General features: G+C 44.0%; 16 protein-coding genes. 3 read left to right on the plus strand and 13 right to left on the minus strand.

Features of this window, described 5'->3' with window-relative positions:
- Window positions 1-184: 184 nt before the first annotated feature.
- Window positions 185-727, minus strand: coding sequence for a YfaZ family outer membrane protein (locus H0913_RS11630; protein WP_154602865.1), 543 nt, complete (start codon window positions 725-727; stop codon window positions 185-187).
- Window positions 728-1,062: 335 nt separating this feature from the next.
- On the opposite strand from H0913_RS11630, the gene H0913_RS11635 reads away from it, so the two are divergent.
- A complete protein-coding gene (locus tag H0913_RS11635) occupies window positions 1,063-2,502 on the plus strand; it encodes a catalase (protein ID WP_154602866.1) in 1,440 nt (479 codons plus the stop codon).
- Between the two features lie 82 nt (window positions 2,503-2,584).
- Here the strand turns inward: H0913_RS11635 and menE are convergent, their stop codons facing one another.
- From menE to H0913_RS11665, 6 genes are all read right to left on the minus strand, one after another.
- On the minus strand, window positions 2,585-4,003 hold the full coding sequence (menE, locus tag H0913_RS11640; RefSeq protein WP_181477298.1) for an o-succinylbenzoate--CoA ligase: 1,419 nt from the start codon (window positions 4,001-4,003) through the stop codon (window positions 2,585-2,587).
- Window positions 3,991-4,962 (minus strand): o-succinylbenzoate synthase, encoded by a 972-nt coding sequence (menC, locus tag H0913_RS11645; protein ID WP_154639268.1) that lies wholly within the window; start codon window positions 4,960-4,962, stop codon window positions 3,991-3,993. The genes menE and menC overlap by 13 nt, the downstream gene beginning before the upstream one ends.
- Window positions 4,962-5,819, minus strand: coding sequence for a 1,4-dihydroxy-2-naphthoyl-CoA synthase (gene menB / locus H0913_RS11650; RefSeq protein ID WP_154602869.1), 858 nt, complete (start codon window positions 5,817-5,819; stop codon window positions 4,962-4,964). The genes menC and menB overlap by 1 nt, the downstream gene beginning before the upstream one ends.
- A gap of 12 nt (window positions 5,820-5,831) precedes the next feature.
- Window positions 5,832-6,614, minus strand: a complete 783-nt coding sequence (gene menH / locus H0913_RS11655) for a 2-succinyl-6-hydroxy-2,4-cyclohexadiene-1-carboxylate synthase (protein ID WP_181477299.1) — start codon at window positions 6,612-6,614, stop codon at window positions 5,832-5,834.
- On the minus strand, window positions 6,608-8,287 hold the full coding sequence (gene menD, locus H0913_RS11660) for a 2-succinyl-5-enolpyruvyl-6-hydroxy-3-cyclohexene-1-carboxylic-acid synthase (RefSeq protein WP_181477300.1): 1,680 nt from the start codon (window positions 8,285-8,287) through the stop codon (window positions 6,608-6,610). The genes menH and menD overlap by 7 nt, the downstream gene beginning before the upstream one ends.
- Before the next feature lie 156 nt (window positions 8,288-8,443).
- Window positions 8,444-9,769: an isochorismate synthase gene (locus H0913_RS11665; protein ID WP_181477301.1), complete on the minus strand. Its 1,326-nt coding sequence runs from the start codon at window positions 9,767-9,769 to the stop codon at window positions 8,444-8,446.
- 716 nt (window positions 9,770-10,485) lie between these two features.
- Between H0913_RS11665 and H0913_RS11670 the strand changes: the two genes are divergently transcribed.
- Window positions 10,486-11,697: an alpha-xenorhabdolysin family binary toxin subunit A gene (locus tag H0913_RS11670; RefSeq protein WP_154602871.1), complete on the plus strand. Its 1,212-nt coding sequence runs from the start codon at window positions 10,486-10,488 to the stop codon at window positions 11,695-11,697.
- 11 nt (window positions 11,698-11,708) lie between these two features.
- Window positions 11,709-12,716 (plus strand): alpha-xenorhabdolysin family binary toxin subunit B, encoded by a 1,008-nt coding sequence (locus H0913_RS11675; protein WP_181477302.1) that lies wholly within the window; start codon window positions 11,709-11,711, stop codon window positions 12,714-12,716.
- Between the two features lie 79 nt (window positions 12,717-12,795).
- Here the strand turns inward: H0913_RS11675 and nuoN are convergent, their stop codons facing one another.
- Genes nuoN through nuoI form a run of 6 tightly spaced genes read right to left on the minus strand, consistent with a single transcriptional unit; the run spans window position 12,796 to window position 19,097 of the window.
- Window positions 12,796-14,307 carry an NADH-quinone oxidoreductase subunit NuoN gene (nuoN, locus tag H0913_RS11680; RefSeq protein ID WP_181477303.1) on the minus strand — a complete coding sequence of 504 codons (1,512 nt, stop codon included), beginning with the start codon at window positions 14,305-14,307 and terminating at the stop codon, window positions 12,796-12,798.
- A gap of 9 nt (window positions 14,308-14,316) precedes the next feature.
- Window positions 14,317-15,840 (minus strand): NADH-quinone oxidoreductase subunit M, encoded by a 1,524-nt coding sequence (gene nuoM / locus H0913_RS11685; RefSeq protein WP_154602874.1) that lies wholly within the window; start codon window positions 15,838-15,840, stop codon window positions 14,317-14,319.
- Between the two features lie 19 nt (window positions 15,841-15,859).
- Entirely contained in the window at window positions 15,860-17,701 is a 1,842-nt protein-coding gene (gene nuoL / locus H0913_RS11690; RefSeq protein WP_181477304.1) for an NADH-quinone oxidoreductase subunit L, read from the minus strand.
- Window positions 17,698-18,000, minus strand: a complete 303-nt coding sequence (gene nuoK / locus H0913_RS11695) for an NADH-quinone oxidoreductase subunit NuoK (RefSeq protein WP_006660292.1) — start codon at window positions 17,998-18,000, stop codon at window positions 17,698-17,700. Before nuoK ends, nuoL begins: the two co-directional genes overlap by 4 nt.
- Window positions 17,997-18,542, minus strand: a complete 546-nt coding sequence (gene nuoJ, locus H0913_RS11700) for an NADH-quinone oxidoreductase subunit J (protein ID WP_036952750.1) — start codon at window positions 18,540-18,542, stop codon at window positions 17,997-17,999. Before nuoJ ends, nuoK begins: the two co-directional genes overlap by 4 nt.
- Before the next feature lie 12 nt (window positions 18,543-18,554).
- On the minus strand, window positions 18,555-19,097 hold the full coding sequence (gene nuoI / locus H0913_RS11705) for an NADH-quinone oxidoreductase subunit NuoI (RefSeq protein ID WP_004259834.1): 543 nt from the start codon (window positions 19,095-19,097) through the stop codon (window positions 18,555-18,557).

A 19,097-nucleotide genomic window follows, 5' to 3' on the forward strand; every position in this document is an offset into this window, starting at 1 on the left:
AAATTGGGGTGTTATTCTTGGCGTTTTTTGATGTTTTTTTTGAAAAACTATCACTGCCATTTTTCAAAATAGTTCATGTTGTAGCTAGGCGGCAAACGCGCTAATCCCTAGGAGCATACACAAGTATGTGACTAGGGTTAGCAAGAGCAGCCAACAACGCTACAGCGTGAAATATGAAGAAAAATTAAAAGGATAAGCCGGCGCCCACATACCAACCATCTGCAAGTTTCTCATTACGATCATCATGCGCGCCTTTCATCTCAATCAGACGATAACCCGCATCAACCGACAGCGGTTTAAACACGGTGTAACGCGCACCTGCTTTCGCTTCCATGTAGGATTTGCTGCCTGAAGTCAGTGATTCTGGTGCGCCATACGCTTCACCGTAGAAACTTAATGATGGCAGTGCTTGCCAGCTTAAGCCGCCGCCTAATGCAGCCGCTGCACCATCTGAACCATCTTCAGGAGATAAATACAGTGCTTTACCGCCAACATAGGCATTAATTGGACCTAATGGCAGGCCGAACGTTGCACCTAGGCTACCTAGCTGACCATTGTGATCGCTGCGCGCCCATGAGCCATTAAATGCTAAACCAGAACCTTGAGTACCAAAACCACCGCTTAATTCGGTAAAGTGCTCACCTGCGCTGAAATCAGCAGAAATTGCTTGAGCAGCACCCATATAAAATGCAGAGGTCGCTGCAACAGCTAAAAGAACTTTGCGCATTATCATTTCCTTTATTATTAAAAATTAAAGTATCGTGACGATGTTACGTGATTTAGTGCACGTACTCAGTCTTTTTTGCTTAAATTTACGTTAGAACACCGTTTAACGCACAATAAGTGAAATTCATCAGTGATTTACTTCAATTTAATTCTTCATTTCCTGACTAAACTTCCTACTATGATTACAGTGATTGGTCAGAGCGATTAGATAATTAATTCTTTGCTTATTATACTGTTCATCAAGTTTATTATAGAGATGAAGTGATATTCTACAAATATTCATCCAGTTAGTTACTTTTGTGTAGTCTATAAATCTAATAGCTTGGGAGTATTGTGATGAAAAAAAGAGGTCTAACTACCGCTTCAGGCGCACCTGTAGTGGATAACAATAACGTGATGACAGCGGGCAAACGTGGCCCGATGCTGTTGCAAGATGTTTGGTTTTTGGAAAAGCTCGCCCACTTCGATCGTGAAGTGATCCCAGAGCGCCGTATGCACGCTAAGGGTTCAGGCGCATTCGGTACTTTCACGGTCACCCATGACATTACCCGCTATACCCGTGCTAAATTATTCAGTGAAATTGGCAAAAAAACTGATTTATTTGTCCGCTTCTCCACCGTAGCAGGTGAACGTGGTGCCGCTGATGCCGAGCGCGATATTCGTGGTTTTGCCATGAAATTTTATACCGAAGAAGGTAACTGGGATATGGTGGGCAACAACACCCCTGTATTCTATCTGCGTGACCCGCTGAAATTTCCAGACTTAAACCACGTCGTTAAACGCTGCCCTTACACCAATATGCGTAGTGCAGCCTATAAATGGGATTTCTTCTCTCATTTACCTGAAGCACTGCATCAATTAACCATTGATGTGAGCGACCGTGGATTACCAAAAAGCTATCGCTTTATGCATGGCTTTGGTAGCCATACCTATAGCTTTATCAATGCGAATAACGAACGTTTTTGGGTGAAATTCCACTTCCGTAGCCAGCAAGGTATCGAAAACCTTATGGATGACGAAGCAGAAGCGCTGATTGGTAAAGATCGTGAAAGCTCTCAACGTGACCTGTTCGATGCTATCCAACGTAAAGAATATCCTCGCTGGAACTTACAGATTCAGATCATGCCAGAAAAAGAGGCGTCAACCGTCCCTTATAACCCATTTGATCTAACCAAAGTGTGGCCACACAAAGATTATCCATTGATTGATGTGGGATATTTTGAACTGAACCGTAACCCAGATAACTATTTCTCAGATGTGGAACAAGCGGCATTTAGCCCTGCGAATATCGTTCCGGGAATTGGGTTCTCTCCAGACAAAATGCTGCAAGGCCGCTTATTCTCTTACGGGGATACTCAGCGTTACCGTTTAGGTATTAACCACTATCAAATTCCGGTGAATGCGCCGCGCTGCCCATTCCACAATTATCATCGTGATGGTGCAATGCGCGTTGATGGCAATAGCAGCAATACCGTAACCTATGAGCCAAACAGCGCAGGTATGTTCCAAGAACAACCGGACTACAGCGAACCGCCATTATCCATCGAAGGTGCGGCTGATCACTGGAATCACCGTGAAGATGAAGATTACTTCAGCCAGCCTCGTGCACTGTATGAATTACTGGACGATGCCGAACACCAACGTATGTTCCAACGTTTAGCGGGCGAGTTGATTGAAGCGTCAGAAGAGACGCAAAAACGTCAAATCGAGTTGTTTAAGAAAGTGCACCCAGAATATGGTGCGGGTGTTGAAAAAGCGTTGAATGCACTGAAATAAACAAGCATTTCCTGTTATAACCAAGCGCTAGAGCTTTCTAGCGCTTTTTATCTATTCCTTAATTCATTCCGCGTTTAATTCATCACTGTCTTTGTGTTAACACCCACTGCTTCACCTGCTTGCGAGACACTTTAATCCCCCCAGCTTTCAATTCAGGATCTAAACGATAAAATGCCATTGGGAATTGATACGGGGCTAATTTATCTTTTAGCCAATCCGCCAGCATGTTTAAATCCATTGATTCATCCGCGTCAATAACTGCCACCGGGCGCTGCCCAAATTGCACATCATCAACAGGAACAACAAAGCTTTGGTGCACATCAGGATGCGCATTGATCACCGCTTCAATATCTTCCGGCTGCACACACTCCCCACCACTGATAAACAGATTATCCAAACGGCCTAAAACCTGATATTCACCATCAATAAAGGCGCCTTTGTCATTGGTTTTAAACCAGCCATCCACTAAATTTAAAGGATGTAATTGCCCATCAAACCAATACCCTAAGGATTGGCTGTCCGACTGAATTTGAATTTCATCATCCACCAGCCGTACTTGTTTACCCGTTAACGGAAGCCCCACGCCTTTCTTACCATCTGTACGTTTAGCACACACGGTTGACGCCATTTCCGTCATCCCATAACCGCTCCAGCATACAATACCACGCTGCTCGGCTAGCGCCGTTAAACTGGTTGGGATCATGGCGCCACCCAACAACACTTCTTTTAACGAAATATTTAATGGCATCTCGTCATTCAGTAACCGCCATAGCTGAGTCGGCACTAATGATGCATGGGTGACACCCTGTAATGCCTCTGGCAATGGTGTAGAACGAATAGCGAGTTTTGCACCACTCAGTAACCAACGCCATACAATCCCTTGCCCTGAAACGTGAAATAATGGCAACGAGAGTAACCAGCAATCCTCTTGCTGATAATTCATGGCATTCAGTACGCCAGCCGCACTGTTCAAATGAGCCGAAACACTGTGTACTGCCGCTTTAGGTAACCCTGTTGAACCTGAAGTTAAAATTAACGTTGCAGGTTGCTCAGCGATTTTCTGAAAACTCACCGAAGGGAAATCATCATATTCAATAAAATGAGAATAAAGCTGGTGATCCAAATGGCGATAATCCGCTAACGCGTTCTGCTCATCGGTAAAATCAATCACTGCACCAATATCAAGATGCGGTAATAATTCATTTAATAACCGCTCAGGAAGGCGAGGATTGAGAGGCAAAACTTTCGCCCCACAAGCTAACAATGACAATTGACTGAGTAGCAGTTCGACGGAGTTTTTACCGCGCAAAGCGACACATTGCCCTTCTTGCACACCTTGCATCGTAAAGTAAGTGACTAAATCGGCAATCTGCTGATTTAACGCCGCCCACGTTACCGATTCGGTATCCGTAAAAAGTGCGATGTTATTTGGTTGAAGACTGGCCCAATGCTGCCAAGGCCAGTCGGTAAAGCGGCTAGACGATGATGCTAACTCTGCCATACAACGGTCAGCTCATCTAACTGTTGAACAGGAATTTGGCATTGTGGCCAAGGCCTCACTAACTGAGATTGGATCAGTGAAACCGTATCTAAACCAGGGATGGTGTTCGGTGTTAACCAATTTGCGACCCGCGCCAATTGGGTTAAACCAAAGCTACTTTCGATGGAGGAACTGATCACGGCTTGCATCCCTAACTGATGAGCTTGTTCCACCAAACTACGGCAATAACTCAAGCTGCCCGTTAAGGTCGGCTTAATGATAATCGCCGCCACACCCGGCTGTGCTTCAACCTTGAAGCCTTCTTCACGCACACTTTCATCCCATGCGATAGCGATGCCAGTCTCCGCGGAAAATTGCAAAGATTCCTCACGGGTTTTACATGGCTCTTCAAGGAACGCAATTCGTGCACGGTAATCTGGATTCACATATTTAGCAAAGCCATCTGCTTTTGCTCGAGTCCAGCTACGGTTAGCATCTAAACGCAGCTTTAGCTCAGGCACCGCTTCCAATAATAAGTTTGCCACCATGCCATCACGTACCGCTTCGTAGAGCCCCACTTTCACTTTGGCGACTTTTTCCCCGTCCATAGCATCAAGACTTAGGATCAGGTCATCAGGGTCACCGCTGCATAATGGCGCTTTACGATAATCCGCTTGTTGTGGAAGCTCACCGGTCAGCTCTGCTAATGCACAGCTACAGCCAAAGGCAACTGAAGGTAAATGGCTTGGCGTCATTGTGCCCTCATTCACCCATTCATTTAGCCATGCGATGGTTTCTGCGGTTGCTTCCTCCAAGGTTTCACGGCTAAATTCTGGCAGAGGTGAAATTTCCCCCCAGCCTTCGCTATCCCCATCTTGTAAACACACCAAAAGCCCATCACGGGTTTTTAGTCGTTGATAGCGAAGGATAACGCCTGCCTCCATCGGCAGGCTGAACGAGTAAAGTTTGGCTTTTCTCATTATGGGTTACGCTTATATTTAGAGAAATCTGGCGCACGTTTTTCGTTGAATGCGTTACGCCCTTCTTGACCTTCATCCGTCATATAGAACAGCATCGTTGCGTTACCCGCTAGCTCTTGCAGACCCGCTTGACCATCACAATCAGCGTTCAGTGCTGCTTTCAAGCAACGTAATGCCATTGGGCTGTTTTCCAGCATTTCACGGCACCAGCGTACGGTTTCTTTTTCTAAGTCAGCATAAGGGACAACGGTGTTTACCAGACCCATGTCTAACGCTTCTTGGGCATTGTATTGACGGCACAGGAACCAAATTTCACGGGCTTTCTTTTGACCGACGATACGCGCCATATAAGATGCGCCCCAACCGCCATCAAACGAGCCAACTTTAGGGCCGGTTTGACCGAAAATCGCGTTATCGGCTGCGATAGTTAAATCACACATCATATGTAAAACGTGACCGCCACCGATAGAGAAACCAGCAACCATTGCCACGACAGGTTTTGGACAGGTACGAATTTGACGTTGGAAATCTAATACGTTCAGATGGTGCGTACCGCTTTCATCGCGATACCCGCCGTAGTCACCACGGATTTTCTGGTCACCACCTGCACAGAAGGCTTTTTCGCCTTCACCCGTTAGGATGATAGTCCCGATATGGTCGTCATAACGCGCGTCTGACAATGCTTGGATCATCTCTTTCACGGTTTGAGGACGGAATGCATTGCGAACTTCAGGGCGGTTAATGGTAATTTTAGCAATCCCTTCTGGGGATTTGTGATATCGAATATCGTCAAAACCTTCTGAGCAATCTTGCCACTCAATCGGTGCGTACAGTTTTTCTTCGCTTGGATAAATCATTATCAAGTTCCTTTAACCACAGTGTGATAAAAAATAGTGAAGTGCAGCTGCATAATGTTGGGGATTTTCCCGATGCGCATTATGCCCTGCATTCTCAATTAGCGTAAACGGCAATGCATATTGTTGCGAAACGCCTCGAAATTTTTGGTCTTTCTCACCGCAAAAATAGCAGTAAGGGACCGATAATTGCTTTAGTGACTCAACTAAAAATGGTTGTTTGGATAGCGACGTATTTTCCAGCATATCAGCAACCGCCAATGGGTTATTTTGACCTCGGAGTGCTACCAGCTTTTCACGTTGGGCAAGAGTAAGGTCGGCAAAAACCGCTTGTTGGTACCAGTCATTCAAAACCTGTTCGATAGGCTGATGTCGAAAACGTTCTGCCCAGCGATGGTCGTTATCCGCACGCGCAATACGTTCTTGTTCACTCTGTAAACCGACGTTGCCCCCCTCTATCACCAAGCCTTGTAGCCCTTTATGAGCGCTAAAGCAGGCAAAGTGCATCGCTAAGCGTGCACCGAGCGAATAGCCAATCAACACAAATTGTGAAGCCGAGTAATGCGCTAACAGCTGAGTCAGTTGCTTGTCAAAATCTATAAAGCCTTGGCAATCGATGCGGTGTGAATCACCATGCCCCGGCAAATCGACCACTAAACGCGGATAATTGGGGCAAGCCGCAACAATCGATGACCAATCATCGTGACTACCTAATAAACCATGAAGGAAAACTAACCACGGTGTTTTTTCGCCGTTGGCAGTCTGTTCCTGACTCGGATAATAGTGCGCAGCTAGCACGGTAAACTTTCCACGTCTTGCAGTAGCTGTTTGAGTGTTCGGGCACCTTCATCCCCATCAACCACTAACTCAATCAGCAGTGTACCGTGTTGCTTGAGCCAGAATTCTTGCACTGTCTCTTTTAAGCTCGACCAATCTGTTGGCGCGCAGTATTGCAGACCAAACATCATCGCCGCACCTTCAAAGCTCACATTTTGTGGCATGCAATAATAGTTTTGGCGAGCTTCTGGGGAGGTTGGCAGCATCGAGAAAATTTGTCCGCCATTATTGTTTACTATAATCAATACGCTAGGGGCTGAAGGTTCACGCAACAATGCCAGACTGTTTAAGTCATACAGGGCGGAGATGTCTCCGACGATACCGAGTGTTGGCTTCGCTGTTGCTCGCTGTACGCCAGCCATCGTCGAGATCAGCCCCTCGATACCACTGGCGCCACGGTTACTAAATACCGGGTAACCCGCAGGCAATTGAGCCAGTGCATCAATTAAACGCACAATTAAGCTATTCCCCACGAAAAGTTGTCCGCGAGGCGGGAGAAGCTCTGGGAGTTGATGCGCTACCGCAGCTTCAGAAAATTGGTTTTGCAGCTGGGCTTGAACATGTTGCAAGGTACGATTTGTTAAGTCCATTAAGCCTTCGCACCATGCACCGCGCGGTTGAGCAGGATGTTGCTCTATCCACCCTTTTACGCTGCAAGTGAGTTTACGACCCTGATGGTTGGCAGGATCTAAACGCCCAGGGATGGTATCAATTATCCAGTACTCTTGAGGATGACACTGGCTTTGCCACTGTAATGCGCGTTTTCCTGTTATGCTGGAGCCAAATTGAACCACTAATTCTGCTTCATCTAACCACGCTTTGGCGTTTGGGTGCTGTAACCATAAATCAGCGCATGGATAAGGTTGTCCAGTCTGAGAGAGCACATCACCGATAACTGGCCAGCCAAGTTCTGCAGCCCACTTTGCAACAAGCTCGCCATCACTGCTGCTCATACGCCCAGCGATAACGACCCCTTTTTTCTGGCGCCAAAAATACCAATCCGCCACCAATGCGACAGCATGGGTCGGAGGTTCACTTAGCCACGGGTGAGACGATTGCCACCAATCACCTAAACTCGCTTGCCACTCAGTTTCCCCTTCCGTTTCACCATATAATGGTTCAGCAAAAGGGCAGTTCACATGAAATGCACCATGGCGTAACTGATTCATACCGTTATCTAGCGCAGAAACCAACCATTTCGCTGAAATATCGCGAGTAGGTCTTGGTAACATGAGATTTTCAAACGGATGACTAGCAAAAATATGGGTTTGGCGGATAGCCTGATTGGCACCACAGTCAATTAATTCTGGTGGCCTATCTGCTGTGAGGAAAATGACTTTTTCCCCCGTTAATCCGGCTTCTATCAATGAGGGATACAGGTTAGCGACCGCCGTACCAGAGGTGACAATCACGCCAACAGGTTCGCCACTCGCTTTCGCAAGCCCAAGAGCAAGATGGCCTAATCCGCGCTCATCAAAGTGCGTATGGCAATGAAGTTTTGCATTATTTGCAGCAGCTAACGTTAACGGCGTGGAGCGAGAGCCGGGAGCAATACAGATATTTTTCATTCCGTGGCGGGCTAGCGCCTCAATAATTACCTCAGCCCAACGGAGATTAAATGCTGAATTCGACATAATGTGCTCGGTAAATTATTCATGATGCTGAGTGTAATAGGATTGAGAAAAATTTCTTGATCTCAAAACAATTTTTCATGAACTAATTGAAAATAAAAAAGAAATAACCATTTTAGCTATAGGGTTTTTAGCCTGTTTTTCATTGTGCTTGGTTTTTCATTGCGTTTTCAGTAAGGATTTTAGCCCAGCCGCTTTGTTTTCAATTTCTTCCCACTCTTGCTCGGGATCTGAACCGCTCACAATCCCTGCGCCTGAATAGAGGGAAATTTGGGCGCCATCAATTTGAGCACAACGCAGCGAAACCGCAAACTCACTGCGATTTAAACTGATAAAGCCACCTGTTCCAGCATACCACCCACGAGAAAATGGCTCGTGCTCAGCAAGGAATTCACGGGCAACGCGACGGGGTAAACCACATACCGCTGCTGTCGGTTGTAAACGCTGCAAACAGTCACTGTCTGAAGGCGCTAGCAGCGTTGCTGCAATAGAGCGATATAAATGTTGGATTTTTCTCAGTCGGATCACCTTCGCGGGTGAAACATCAATACCTGTTACTGCACCTTGTAATTGCTGACAAATATCATCAACCACCACTAAATTTTCATGCTGGTTTTTACTGTCTTCCATTAACCATTTAGCATTTTCAGCCGCAATCGAATCATCGACATGGTTCGCAACCGTGCCAGCTAATGCTTCAGAGTTAAGTTGAGTACCTTGGCGCAAGTAAAGACGCTCTGGCGTCGATGACATAAAGCCGGAATGCGCACTAAACGCCATCATAAAATGGTAGCAATGGTGATTCACTTTTTGGCTAGCGGATAGAAACTCCGCCACAGTTATAGGCTGAGATAGAGACAATTTGGTTTCCCGTGCCATCACCACCTTTTCCATTTTGCCTGCGCGCATATCGTGAATTGCCCCAGTGAGTAACGCACACCATTCATCATGATCGGGAATATGCTGCTGCCCAATGATTTGAGTGGATAATGGGGATACATCGTTCGATACCGAATTTAGCTGCCGTACAAAGGCAATTGCGGCTTGGAGATCCTCAGCACCATCAATGTTTAGCGCAACAGTCACCGTTGAGCGCAAGCGGAAGATTTCTAATCGAGGTAGAAAATAGAATGCGGATTCTCGCTTAAGGGTTTCACTGATACCTTCACCCACACCATTCCAACCATTTAGCCCCCATAATCGCATATCAGGAATTTCAGTATGCTCGGAGATAAATTGCTCAGCATCCGTGATCGCATTAAATGATTTTACTGTGCCTAAAGCACTGCATTCCTCGGAACCAGTACGATGATACCAATAGAACTGAGGGTAGCTATCTTGAGATGATAACCACGCTAATCCCGGAAACGCCTCTTTTGCGTCCATCTTCCACGCTAAGCGGATATATTCGTTAGAATTGAGTACTAATGTAGACAAATGGGTCAGAATTTCAGCTAATAATTTATCAATTTTTGTTTTTGTCACTTTAGATTCCCACTGCACATCACAACGACATCGATTTACTTATAATTATTATATATCGCAATGTAATTTATTAATACATTCATTATTAATAGCACAAGATGTTTAAAAAACCGTCAGGTAAAAATCAAAAATGATACGCTTACGACATGTGCACGTTTTCGAAATCATGTCATATCAAGCTGTTAAATAAGAGCTTATACCCTTCTTATTTGTATAAATTGACTATCAAGTTACGAATTAAATATAAAATATTAATAATTCACCTTATAAACTATTTTTATTCTCTAATTGATTCTAGATATTGAATTCTAATTAAGACTAATTTCTTATTATTTAAAAACCATAACATTCACTTAGAAACTCAGTGACGGCTCTATATCTAGATTTGAAAATGGTAATTTATGTAATAGATAAATATTTAAAACTACAACCAATGAGTTATTTTTTAGCGCTGATTTTCATTTTTTAATATCAACATAAGCTCTACGTTTCTAGTAGGTTATGCGTTATAACTTTGAACGTGATAAGCCTATTGTTTATTACTATTAAAAACTTATAACGATAAAAATTTCACAGTAAATCGAAATTCATCATCATTAGAATCTTATAACTATTAAAAACGAAACGTAAATCGATAAATTAATCATCTAAGTAATAAGATAATTAGCTCTCTAACTTTATCATTCCATCTTTATTTAATTAATTGGAAATCCAGAATGAATACTCAGCTTAACTATGACCGAATTATTGAAAAGGAAAACATTGGCGATGCAACATTGGCATTATTAACCAATCAAGATTCCTTATCCGCAAGATCCGCAGGTATATTCACCCTTGAAGATTTAATTAATATTCACCGGCACGTCCAGTTTGCTTTAACCCTTCCCACTAAAGAAATTGATATTTTCAAATGGTTCGGTATTAATGATGAAAATGATTCATTACTGCCAGCTAATGAGTTAACTGAGATAATCCTGAGTATTCGTAAACACGCCAACACCTGGGATAATGTTGAGCTCAAAGTGAAAGAGCAATCTATCGATTTATCTTTAACCAGTCGTAATATCATACAAACTGGCGCCCAAATTCTTGAATATATTAACCATATGCCGATTATTCAAAAAATCTCAGACAGTTTAGAAGATTTATCGGAGAGTGATTTAAATCAGATTACATACCAAAACGACGACCAACAAATTGCCACCGAGCTTTTAAGTATTCTGCATTTAATAAAAGGAGATATAAAACAGCAATCAATTAAAACCATTCAAATTAAAAACACAGTCTCAGATTTTCGATCTCATATTACCGGTGGATATCTTTCAGACTATACCCATGTAGATTCATTACTCTTCACAATAAAAGGACTATATCAACAATTAGAATCTAACGAGGACCCCAGCAATAACGAGTCATTCTATAAAGAACTTATCGCCTTTAAGAAAAATGAACTACACCAATTAGAGCAGGAGTATAACCACTTTGTTAAGCTTTGTTTTACAGGACTTGCTGGAGGCATTATTGGTTTAGTGATTACAAGCAGTATTTTTGGCGTAAAAGCAGAAAGCATCCGAGATAGGAAGAATAAGTTAATTAAAGAAATCGAAGAAATAAATCACAAATTGCATCAAGAAGAGCTACTACAGAAAACTATCTTTGATATTCAAATTAATTTGCAAAAAATTGAAGGCTTATTTAAAGATGCACGCCTCGCTATTGACCACTTAGATTATATGTGGCTCGTGATCCTCACAGAGGTTAAACAATCTATTGATATATTTGCAAGGATAAACAATGCAGAAAAACTGATCCGGTTTATCACGCAATTCAAACGTATCATCACATCTTGGACTTCTATTCAAGATTATTCAGTTCATTTGATTAAGCTATTTGATGAGCTACAAATCAATGAAAAAAACTCACAATAAAAGGCGTTAATATGCATGATAACCTCGATTTACCTATGTTACCCTCCATTGACATCTACCAATTAAGGTGTATTTCAAATAGCATTAGTTCTTTTAATAAAAATATCCTTAACTATGATTATATTATCTATGGTCGAATTCAAAAAATCGCAATTAAGATTGAAAGGCTCAATGAACTGATTAGAAATTCCGTTCCTATTCTAAAAATTAAATTGAATTATATTATTAAAAATGATGATTATGCATTGCTATCGTCTGAAAATAGTGATGATTTATCAGATATGCGCCGAAAGATTGCGATTACAGGCTTTGTAGATGACTTAATGGATGTCAAATTTGAAATTGAAAAACTTATTTCAAAAACACGCTATACATTAGAATCATTATTAGTTTTTCATTTAAATGAGCCTAACAAACTAAAGCATTCGCAATATGCCAAGCAAAAAGAGTTTCTTGTGAACTCTAAAAATAGTAAGCAATCCAAGGTTAATGAATTAAATAACAATCTCTCTGTAATCCTTGCAGCGGAAGATATTATATTAAAACATAAAATTACAGATTTCTTTGACCGCTATTTTCAAGGGAAAGAACTTATCGACTCTATTGATATTCAACCAAATAAAAAAGACATTCTGAAAGCGGCTATTAGTTATATCCGTAACTTATTAACGATGGTGGATGATGGGCTCGAATTTAGTCAACTTGTTGATGTAAGAATCTATATCAGTGACCAAATTATTGAAGCGCGAGAAGAGATAAATACGATGGATAATAATATATTTCGACTCTCGCAGCTCATGAGCTATGCCAATGATATCAATCAAATAGAGGTCCACAAACAGACCATTATCACTCAATCTAGTGCTTTAAAATCTTATTGGGAATCTTGGTGTGGGTTTATGAGTGAGAAAGTCTCTGAGGAGTGTTTGAATTTCAGTCAAATTAAGACCGTTAGCCAAATGCTAATGACCTATTTGAACGATATTGAGTATCAATATCAACGACAATTACCAGATTAAAAAAAGCCCCGTTACTGTTAAGTAGCGGGGCTTTTATCGGAACTGATTTGTTTACTCTAAACGAGTTATCTATCTAAACTTAGTTAAGAGATGGCAGTGTTGATGTAGCAATATCAATAATCGGTTGTGGCCACAGACCAAACACGATAACCGCTATCGCACACAGCGCCGCAAACACAGTTCCCAACGTCATTTTTTGTGGGCCAGTATAACGGTCTGCATGTTCTGCATCACGGCTATACAAGCTCGCCATAAAGCGCAAGTAGTAGAATAATCCAAGTGCACTACCTACCACAACAGCCCCTGTTAACCACCACAATTGTGCGTAAACGGCCGAAAGAATGGCATAGAACTTACCGATGAATCCAAGCGTAATTGGAATACCCGCTAGAGATAACATCATCACTGTCATCACCATTGCCAAGACTGGCTTGTGCCAGAATAAGCCGCGGAATGCACTGAAGTCATCTTGGTCATCACCACGGTATGGGCTCGAAATCACGCTAACCACACCAAATGCACCCAAGCTCGCTAATAAATAGCTCACCAGGTAGATAGCAATAGTGACTTGTGCCAATTGAGCATCCACACGCATTGCCACTAACGTAACCAGTAAGTAACCCATATGGGCGATAGACGAGTAACCAAGCAGACGCTTAGCGCTCTTCTGAGTCAATGCCAGTAAGTTACCAAACAAGATTGACGCAATTGCAATCACACCAACAACAGCTAATAACGTATCTGTTTGCGCGATACCATCAACATGTGTAATCGGTGCTTCTAAGAAGATACGAACCAATACCGCAAAGATAGCGATTTTACTGCCGGTTGCTAAGAAAGCGGCAACAGGCGCAGGCGCACCTTGATAAACGTCTGGTGTCCATAATTGGAATGGGAACAACGATAATTTAAAGCCGAAGCCCACAATCATCATGCCTAAACCAACTAAAATCAGAGGCGCGTGAATGCTGCTATTCGCTAAGCTTTGACCGACTACGCTGAAGCTTAAGCTACCTGATTCTGCGTATAATAAAGCGATACCAAACAGCAGGAATGAAGACGCGGCTGCGGATAACACCATATACTTGATACCCGCTTCCAAAGTACGGCTGCGCTCAAAGGTATAAGCAACCAAACCAAACAGTGGGATAGAGATCAATTCGATACCGATGAACATCGAAGCCATATGGTTCGACATTCCCAGCAGAACGCCACCCGTTACCGCAATGCTCAATAAGAGGTAAAACTCTTCTTTGTTATCATTAAAGCCTTCTAACCAATGATAAGCAAAAATAGCGGTACCCATACCTGCGATCAGAACCAGTCCCGAGTAGAACAGAGCAAAACCATCAACTAACAGCAGTGAAGTCACTGCTCTTGGCAGTAATGCTTCCTCGCCCACTGATGTAGGAATGGCATAGCCATTAACCCAAATCAGTGAAACAAATGTCAGGAGAAAGCCAACAACCGTTATTGCGGCACTGGTTAAGTGATCTCGCCGCCACGCAATTGACAGCATCACAATCACTGCGGTCAATCCGGAAAGGATTAACGGCAGCATTGCTAACAATTCTAAAGTTGTTATTGTCATGGCGAATTACTACCCTTGTGTTGAAAGTGAAGCAGAATACAGGTTATGCAGTGTTTCCATCGAACCCGCAGACGTATCTAAGATAGGTTGTGGGTAGAAACCAATGATAACCAATAAAGCCGCCAGAACCAGTAAAACACCAAACTCACGAGCCGTTAGCCCTTTCAGTTCAGTTTCTGATTTCGGCGTTCCGTAGTAAGTCTGCTGCATCATCCATAGTGCATAGATAGAGGCAAACACCACACCAAACACCATAATGCAGGTCACTAATGTGAATTGGCTGAAGCTACCGAAGAAGATCATGAATTCGCCGATAAAGTTACCTGTGCCCGGCATACCTAAAGTTGCTGCGGCAAAGAATAAGGATAAACCCGGTAACCATTTGATGCGTTTCCATAATCCACCCATCATACGCATATCACGGGTCTGAGTACGTTCGTACAACTGACCACTGATAATAATCAGCGCCGCACCCGACAGACCGTTAGTAATCATTTGCACCACAGCACCTTGATAGGCCAGTGTTGATGCTGCGTAGATAGCCACAGTCACAAAGCCCATGTGGGACAAGCTACTGTACGCCGCTAAACGTTTAATATCCGTCTGTTTGAATGCTAACCATGCACCGTAGAAGATACTGATCACACCCAGCGTCATTGCCACTGGCGTGAATTGCAGTGAAGCTTCAGGAAACAGTGGCAGTACAAAACGTAATAAACCGTATGCGGCTGTTTTCAGCATGATACCGGAGATATCGACAGAACCCGCCGTTGGCGATTGTTCTTGGGTATCGGCCATCCAGCCGTGGAATGGCACTAATGGCATTTTTACTGCGAAAGCAATAAAGAAGCCCAGCATCAGTAAGAAACTAGCAGTACCTGACAACGCACTTTCAGTACCTAATAACGCGTTATAGTCGAATGTCAGTTCATTGAACGCAATCCAGTGAAGGATAACCAAGCCGACAATCGCCACCAGCATGATCAAACCGCTGACTTGCGTATAGATAAAGAATTTTGTCGCTGCCTTAACATGCTGACGGTTACCTGACCCTTTGTGTCCCCAATTCGCAATCAGGAAGTACATCGGGATCAACATCATCTCCCAGAAGAAGAAGAATAAGAACAGGTCAACCGCCGTAAAGATCCCCATTACACCTGCAATAATCCATAACAGGTTAAAGTGATAAGCACCTTGGTTCTCTTGCTGCTCGCTCCACGAACTGAGGATTGAAAACGCGCCCATGATGGCGGTTAACACCACCATCAACAGCGATAATCCATCAACCGCTAACGAGAAATTGATACCTAGCGCAGGGATCCATTCCGTTGAGTATGTGTTTTGCCACTCTGGAATACCTTGCGGGTTAACCAGCGAATAATCCCCTTGCGCCCAAAATAGTACCGCAAGGATAAGCGTGATCCCCATCGTCCCCAGCGCAACCCAACGAGGTGCGCGGTGACTGAATCGGTCAGCCTGCCAGCTTAGCAGGGCACCGATAAAGGGAATAAGTATTAGCCAATATAATTGCATGGCGCAATGTGTCCCTTAATTAAACCAAAAGCAGCAGAGCAAGAATCAGCACTGCACCCAGCCCCAGAGAGGCAACATACCAACGGATCTGACCGTTTTCACTCACTGCTAGTCCTTTGTTTGCCCAACGTGAAAGATGTGCAGGGATATTCATCAGTGAGTTAATCGGATCGCTTTCGAGTAACCATGCAATCCCTTTGAAAGGTTTTACAAAAATTACATCATACAACCAGTCGAAGCCCCATGCGTGGTACCACCACGTAGAGAAGAAACGACCAATTGCTGTTTTCGCAATCGCATCAACGATAGAACGTCTAAACAGATAGAGGAACGTCGCAATCAACAGACCTGCGATAGCAAAACCACCCGAGATAGCTTCGATGAACAGTTTACCGTCTTCAGCTTCCATTGGTTTTGCAGGGAATACGCCCTCTAATGGCTGATGGATCATCGCACCCACGAAGGTTGCGAGAATTGCCAAAATAGCCAGTGGTACAGTGTGAGTGATGCCTTTAACTTTATGCGTTTTGATTTTTGCTTCACCGTGGAACACGATGAAAATCATACGGAAGGTGTAAATTGCGGTCATTAATGCACCGAGGATACCCGCCCATAACAGCACAGTTTGTCCATCCACTTTCGCGCCCCACAAGATGGCATCTTTACTGTAGAAACCAGAAGTAAACAGAGGCAACGCGGCCAATGCACTACCACCGATTAACATCACAATATAAACGAATGGAATTTGCTTACGCAGGCCACCCATCTTGAAGATGTTTTGCTCGTGATGACACGCGATGATCACCGAACCTGCGGACAGGAACAGTAATGCTTTGAAGAAGGCGTGAGTCATTAAGTGGAAAATTGCCGCATCCCATGCTTGTACGCCCAGGGCCAAGAACATGTAACCAATCTGGCTCATAGTCGAGTAAGCAAGAACACGTTTGATATCCGTTTGAACCAGTGCTGCGAAACCTGCAAACAGCAATGTTACCGCACCCACAACACCCACTAAATGCAGAATGTCTGGGGTTAACAGGAATAGTCCATGAGTACGCGCGATTAAGTACACACCCGCAGTAACCATGGTTGCGGCGTGGATCAGCGCAGAAACTGGGGTTGGACCCGCCATCGCATCGGCTAACCATGTTTGTAATGGCAGCTGAGCTGATTTACCGACCGCACCACCTAATAACATCAGCGTTGCCCAGTTCAGCATCGATAAGCCTTCCGGAGACAACTGAGTCGCACGTTGTGCCATTTCGCTGAAGTTTAAGGTGCCCAATTCGTTGTACAGGATAAACATGCCGATAGCCAAGAACACGTCACCGATACGGGTCACGAAGAAGGCTTTCATTGCCGCTTTACCGTTCTCTGGGTTGGTGTAATAGAAACCAATCAACAGATAACTACACAGCCCTACCCCTTCCCAACCGAGATACATCAGCATCATGTTATCGGCCAGCACTAATACCACCATGCTCGCGATAAACAGGTTAGTGTAAGTGAAGAAACGTGAGTAACCTTCCTCGCCACGCATATACCAAGAGGCATACACATGAATAAGGAAGCCCACACCCGTTACCACACCTAACATGGTCAGTGAAAGACCATCAAGAGATAGGCTAAATGGGATAGTGAAATTACCCACAGACATCCAAGTCCATAACATTTGTGGATAAACATACCCAGCTTCATGAGTTAAAAACTCAGAGCCTGCATAAAATGCAACTAGAGCGGCCAGACCCACTGAGCCTGCACCGATAATCGCGGATACATTTTCTGACCAACGACCGCGGGAAAATGCGAGAAGCACAGACCCTAACAGCGGGAACAGAATCGTTAAATAGAGTAAGTTCATTCGCGCATCTCACTGACTTTATCAATGTTCAGGTTTTGACGATGACGATGGAGTTGCAGTAACAACGCCAATCCAATACTCGCCTCCGCTGCCGCCAGAGTGATTGCCAGAATATACATAATCTGACCATCTGGTTGCCCCCAAAAACTGCCTGCGACCACAAAGGCTAATGCCGTTGCGTTCACCATGATTTCCAGTCCGATCAGCATGAAAAGCAGGTTACGGCGAATAACAAGACAGCTCAGTCCCATTACAAAGATAATTGCCGCTAAAATCAGACCATGTTGAAGAGGTATCATTGTTTCTCCCCCGCATTACGGCTGTTGCTGACAAGATCAGCGCTGTTTTCTGAACGGTCACGACCCACGTGGAAGGCAACAACCAGACCCGCGAGTAATAATAACGATGCTAATTCAACGGCTAAGACGTAAGGACCAAACAAGCTGATACCCACTTCTTTCGCTGTGATAATCACACCTTCCGTTTTTTCTTGGTGAGAAAGGCTGGTGATCCCATACACTAAAATGCCCAGTAAAACGGCAGATAACACTGCGGGACCAATCCACGTTTTCGGTGTTAACCAAGCACGCTCTTGTTCTTGTACTGAGCGACCTAAGTTCAACATCATCACCACGAAAACAAACAGAACCATAATGGCGCCAGCGTAAACGATAATCTCCAATGCTCCGGCAAAATACGCACCGAGCGAGAAGAACACCATTGACAGTGCCAACAGAGAAACCACCAGATACAGTAGCGCATGCACTGGATTAGTATTAGTAATCACCCTCAAAGTTGCTAGAACAGCAACTAGACCGGCGATATAAAATGTAAATTCCATGAATATCGCTCCTTACGGCAACAGGTCTTTGACGTTGATAGGTTTCGCTTCGTTATCCGCTTCGCCTTTATCTTTACCTGCGATCGCCATACCTGATTTACGGTAAAAGTTGTAATCAGGATATTTACCCGGCCCTGAAATCAACAGGTCGTTTTTCTCATAAACCAGATCCTGACGACGCCAATCTGCCATTTCGAAATCTGGCGTCAATTGGATTGCCGTGGTTGGGCAAGCCTCTTCACACAGACCACAGAAAATGCAGCGAGAGAAGTTCACGCGGAAAAATTCGGGATACCAGCGTCCATCTTCGTGCTCGGCTTTTTGCAGTGAAATACATCCCACTGGGCAAGCAACCGCACACAAGTTACACGCAACACAACGCTCTTCACCATCAGGATCGCGCGTTAGCACGATGCGCCCACGGTAACGGGGTGGCAGATAAACCGGCTCTTCTGGGTACATTTGCGTTTCCCGTTTATCGAACGCATGTAGACCCACCATCCAAATACTGCGTACTTGGGTGGCGAAACCGACCAATAACTCTTTTAATGTCAT

Origin of the sequence: Providencia rettgeri, assembly GCF_013702265.1 — a bacterium.
Lineage (GTDB): Bacteria > Pseudomonadota > Gammaproteobacteria > Enterobacterales > Enterobacteriaceae > Providencia > Providencia zhijiangensis.

What these genes read in the sequence shown, in the direction of transcription:
- menC (WP_154639268.1), bottom strand. Translation starts at nt 4,962, where the DNA reads ATGAGAAAAGCCAAACTTTACTCGTTCAGCCTGCCGATGGAGGCAGGC.
- nuoJ (WP_036952750.1), bottom strand. Translation starts at nt 18,542, where the DNA reads ATGGAATTTACATTTTATATCGCCGGTCTAGTTGCTGTTCTAGCAACT.
- H0913_RS11630 (WP_154602865.1), bottom strand. Translation starts at nt 727, where the DNA reads ATGCGCAAAGTTCTTTTAGCTGTTGCAGCGACCTCTGCATTTTATATG.
- menB (WP_154602869.1), bottom strand. Translation starts at nt 5,819, where the DNA reads ATGATTTATCCAAGCGAAGAAAAACTGTACGCACCGATTGAGTGGCAA.
- nuoN (WP_181477303.1), bottom strand. Translation starts at nt 14,307, where the DNA reads ATGACAATAACAACTTTAGAATTGTTAGCAATGCTGCCGTTAATCCTT.
- nuoL (WP_181477304.1), bottom strand. Translation starts at nt 17,701, where the DNA reads ATGAACTTACTCTATTTAACGATTCTGTTCCCGCTGTTAGGGTCTGTG.
- H0913_RS11670 (WP_154602871.1), top strand. Translation starts at nt 10,486, where the DNA reads ATGAATACTCAGCTTAACTATGACCGAATTATTGAAAAGGAAAACATT.
- nuoK (WP_006660292.1), bottom strand. Translation starts at nt 18,000, where the DNA reads ATGATACCTCTTCAACATGGTCTGATTTTAGCGGCAATTATCTTTGTA.
- nuoI (WP_004259834.1), bottom strand. Translation starts at nt 19,097, where the DNA reads ATGACATTAAAAGAGTTATTGGTCGGTTTCGCCACCCAAGTACGCAGT.
- menE (WP_181477298.1), bottom strand. Translation starts at nt 4,003, where the DNA reads ATGGCAGAGTTAGCATCATCGTCTAGCCGCTTTACCGACTGGCCTTGG.
- nuoM (WP_154602874.1), bottom strand. Translation starts at nt 15,840, where the DNA reads ATGCAATTATATTGGCTAATACTTATTCCCTTTATCGGTGCCCTGCTA.
- menD (WP_181477300.1), bottom strand. Translation starts at nt 8,287, where the DNA reads ATGTCGAATTCAGCATTTAATCTCCGTTGGGCTGAGGTAATTATTGAG.
- H0913_RS11635 (WP_154602866.1), top strand. Translation starts at nt 1,063, where the DNA reads ATGAAAAAAAGAGGTCTAACTACCGCTTCAGGCGCACCTGTAGTGGAT.
- H0913_RS11675 (WP_181477302.1), top strand. Translation starts at nt 11,709, where the DNA reads ATGCATGATAACCTCGATTTACCTATGTTACCCTCCATTGACATCTAC.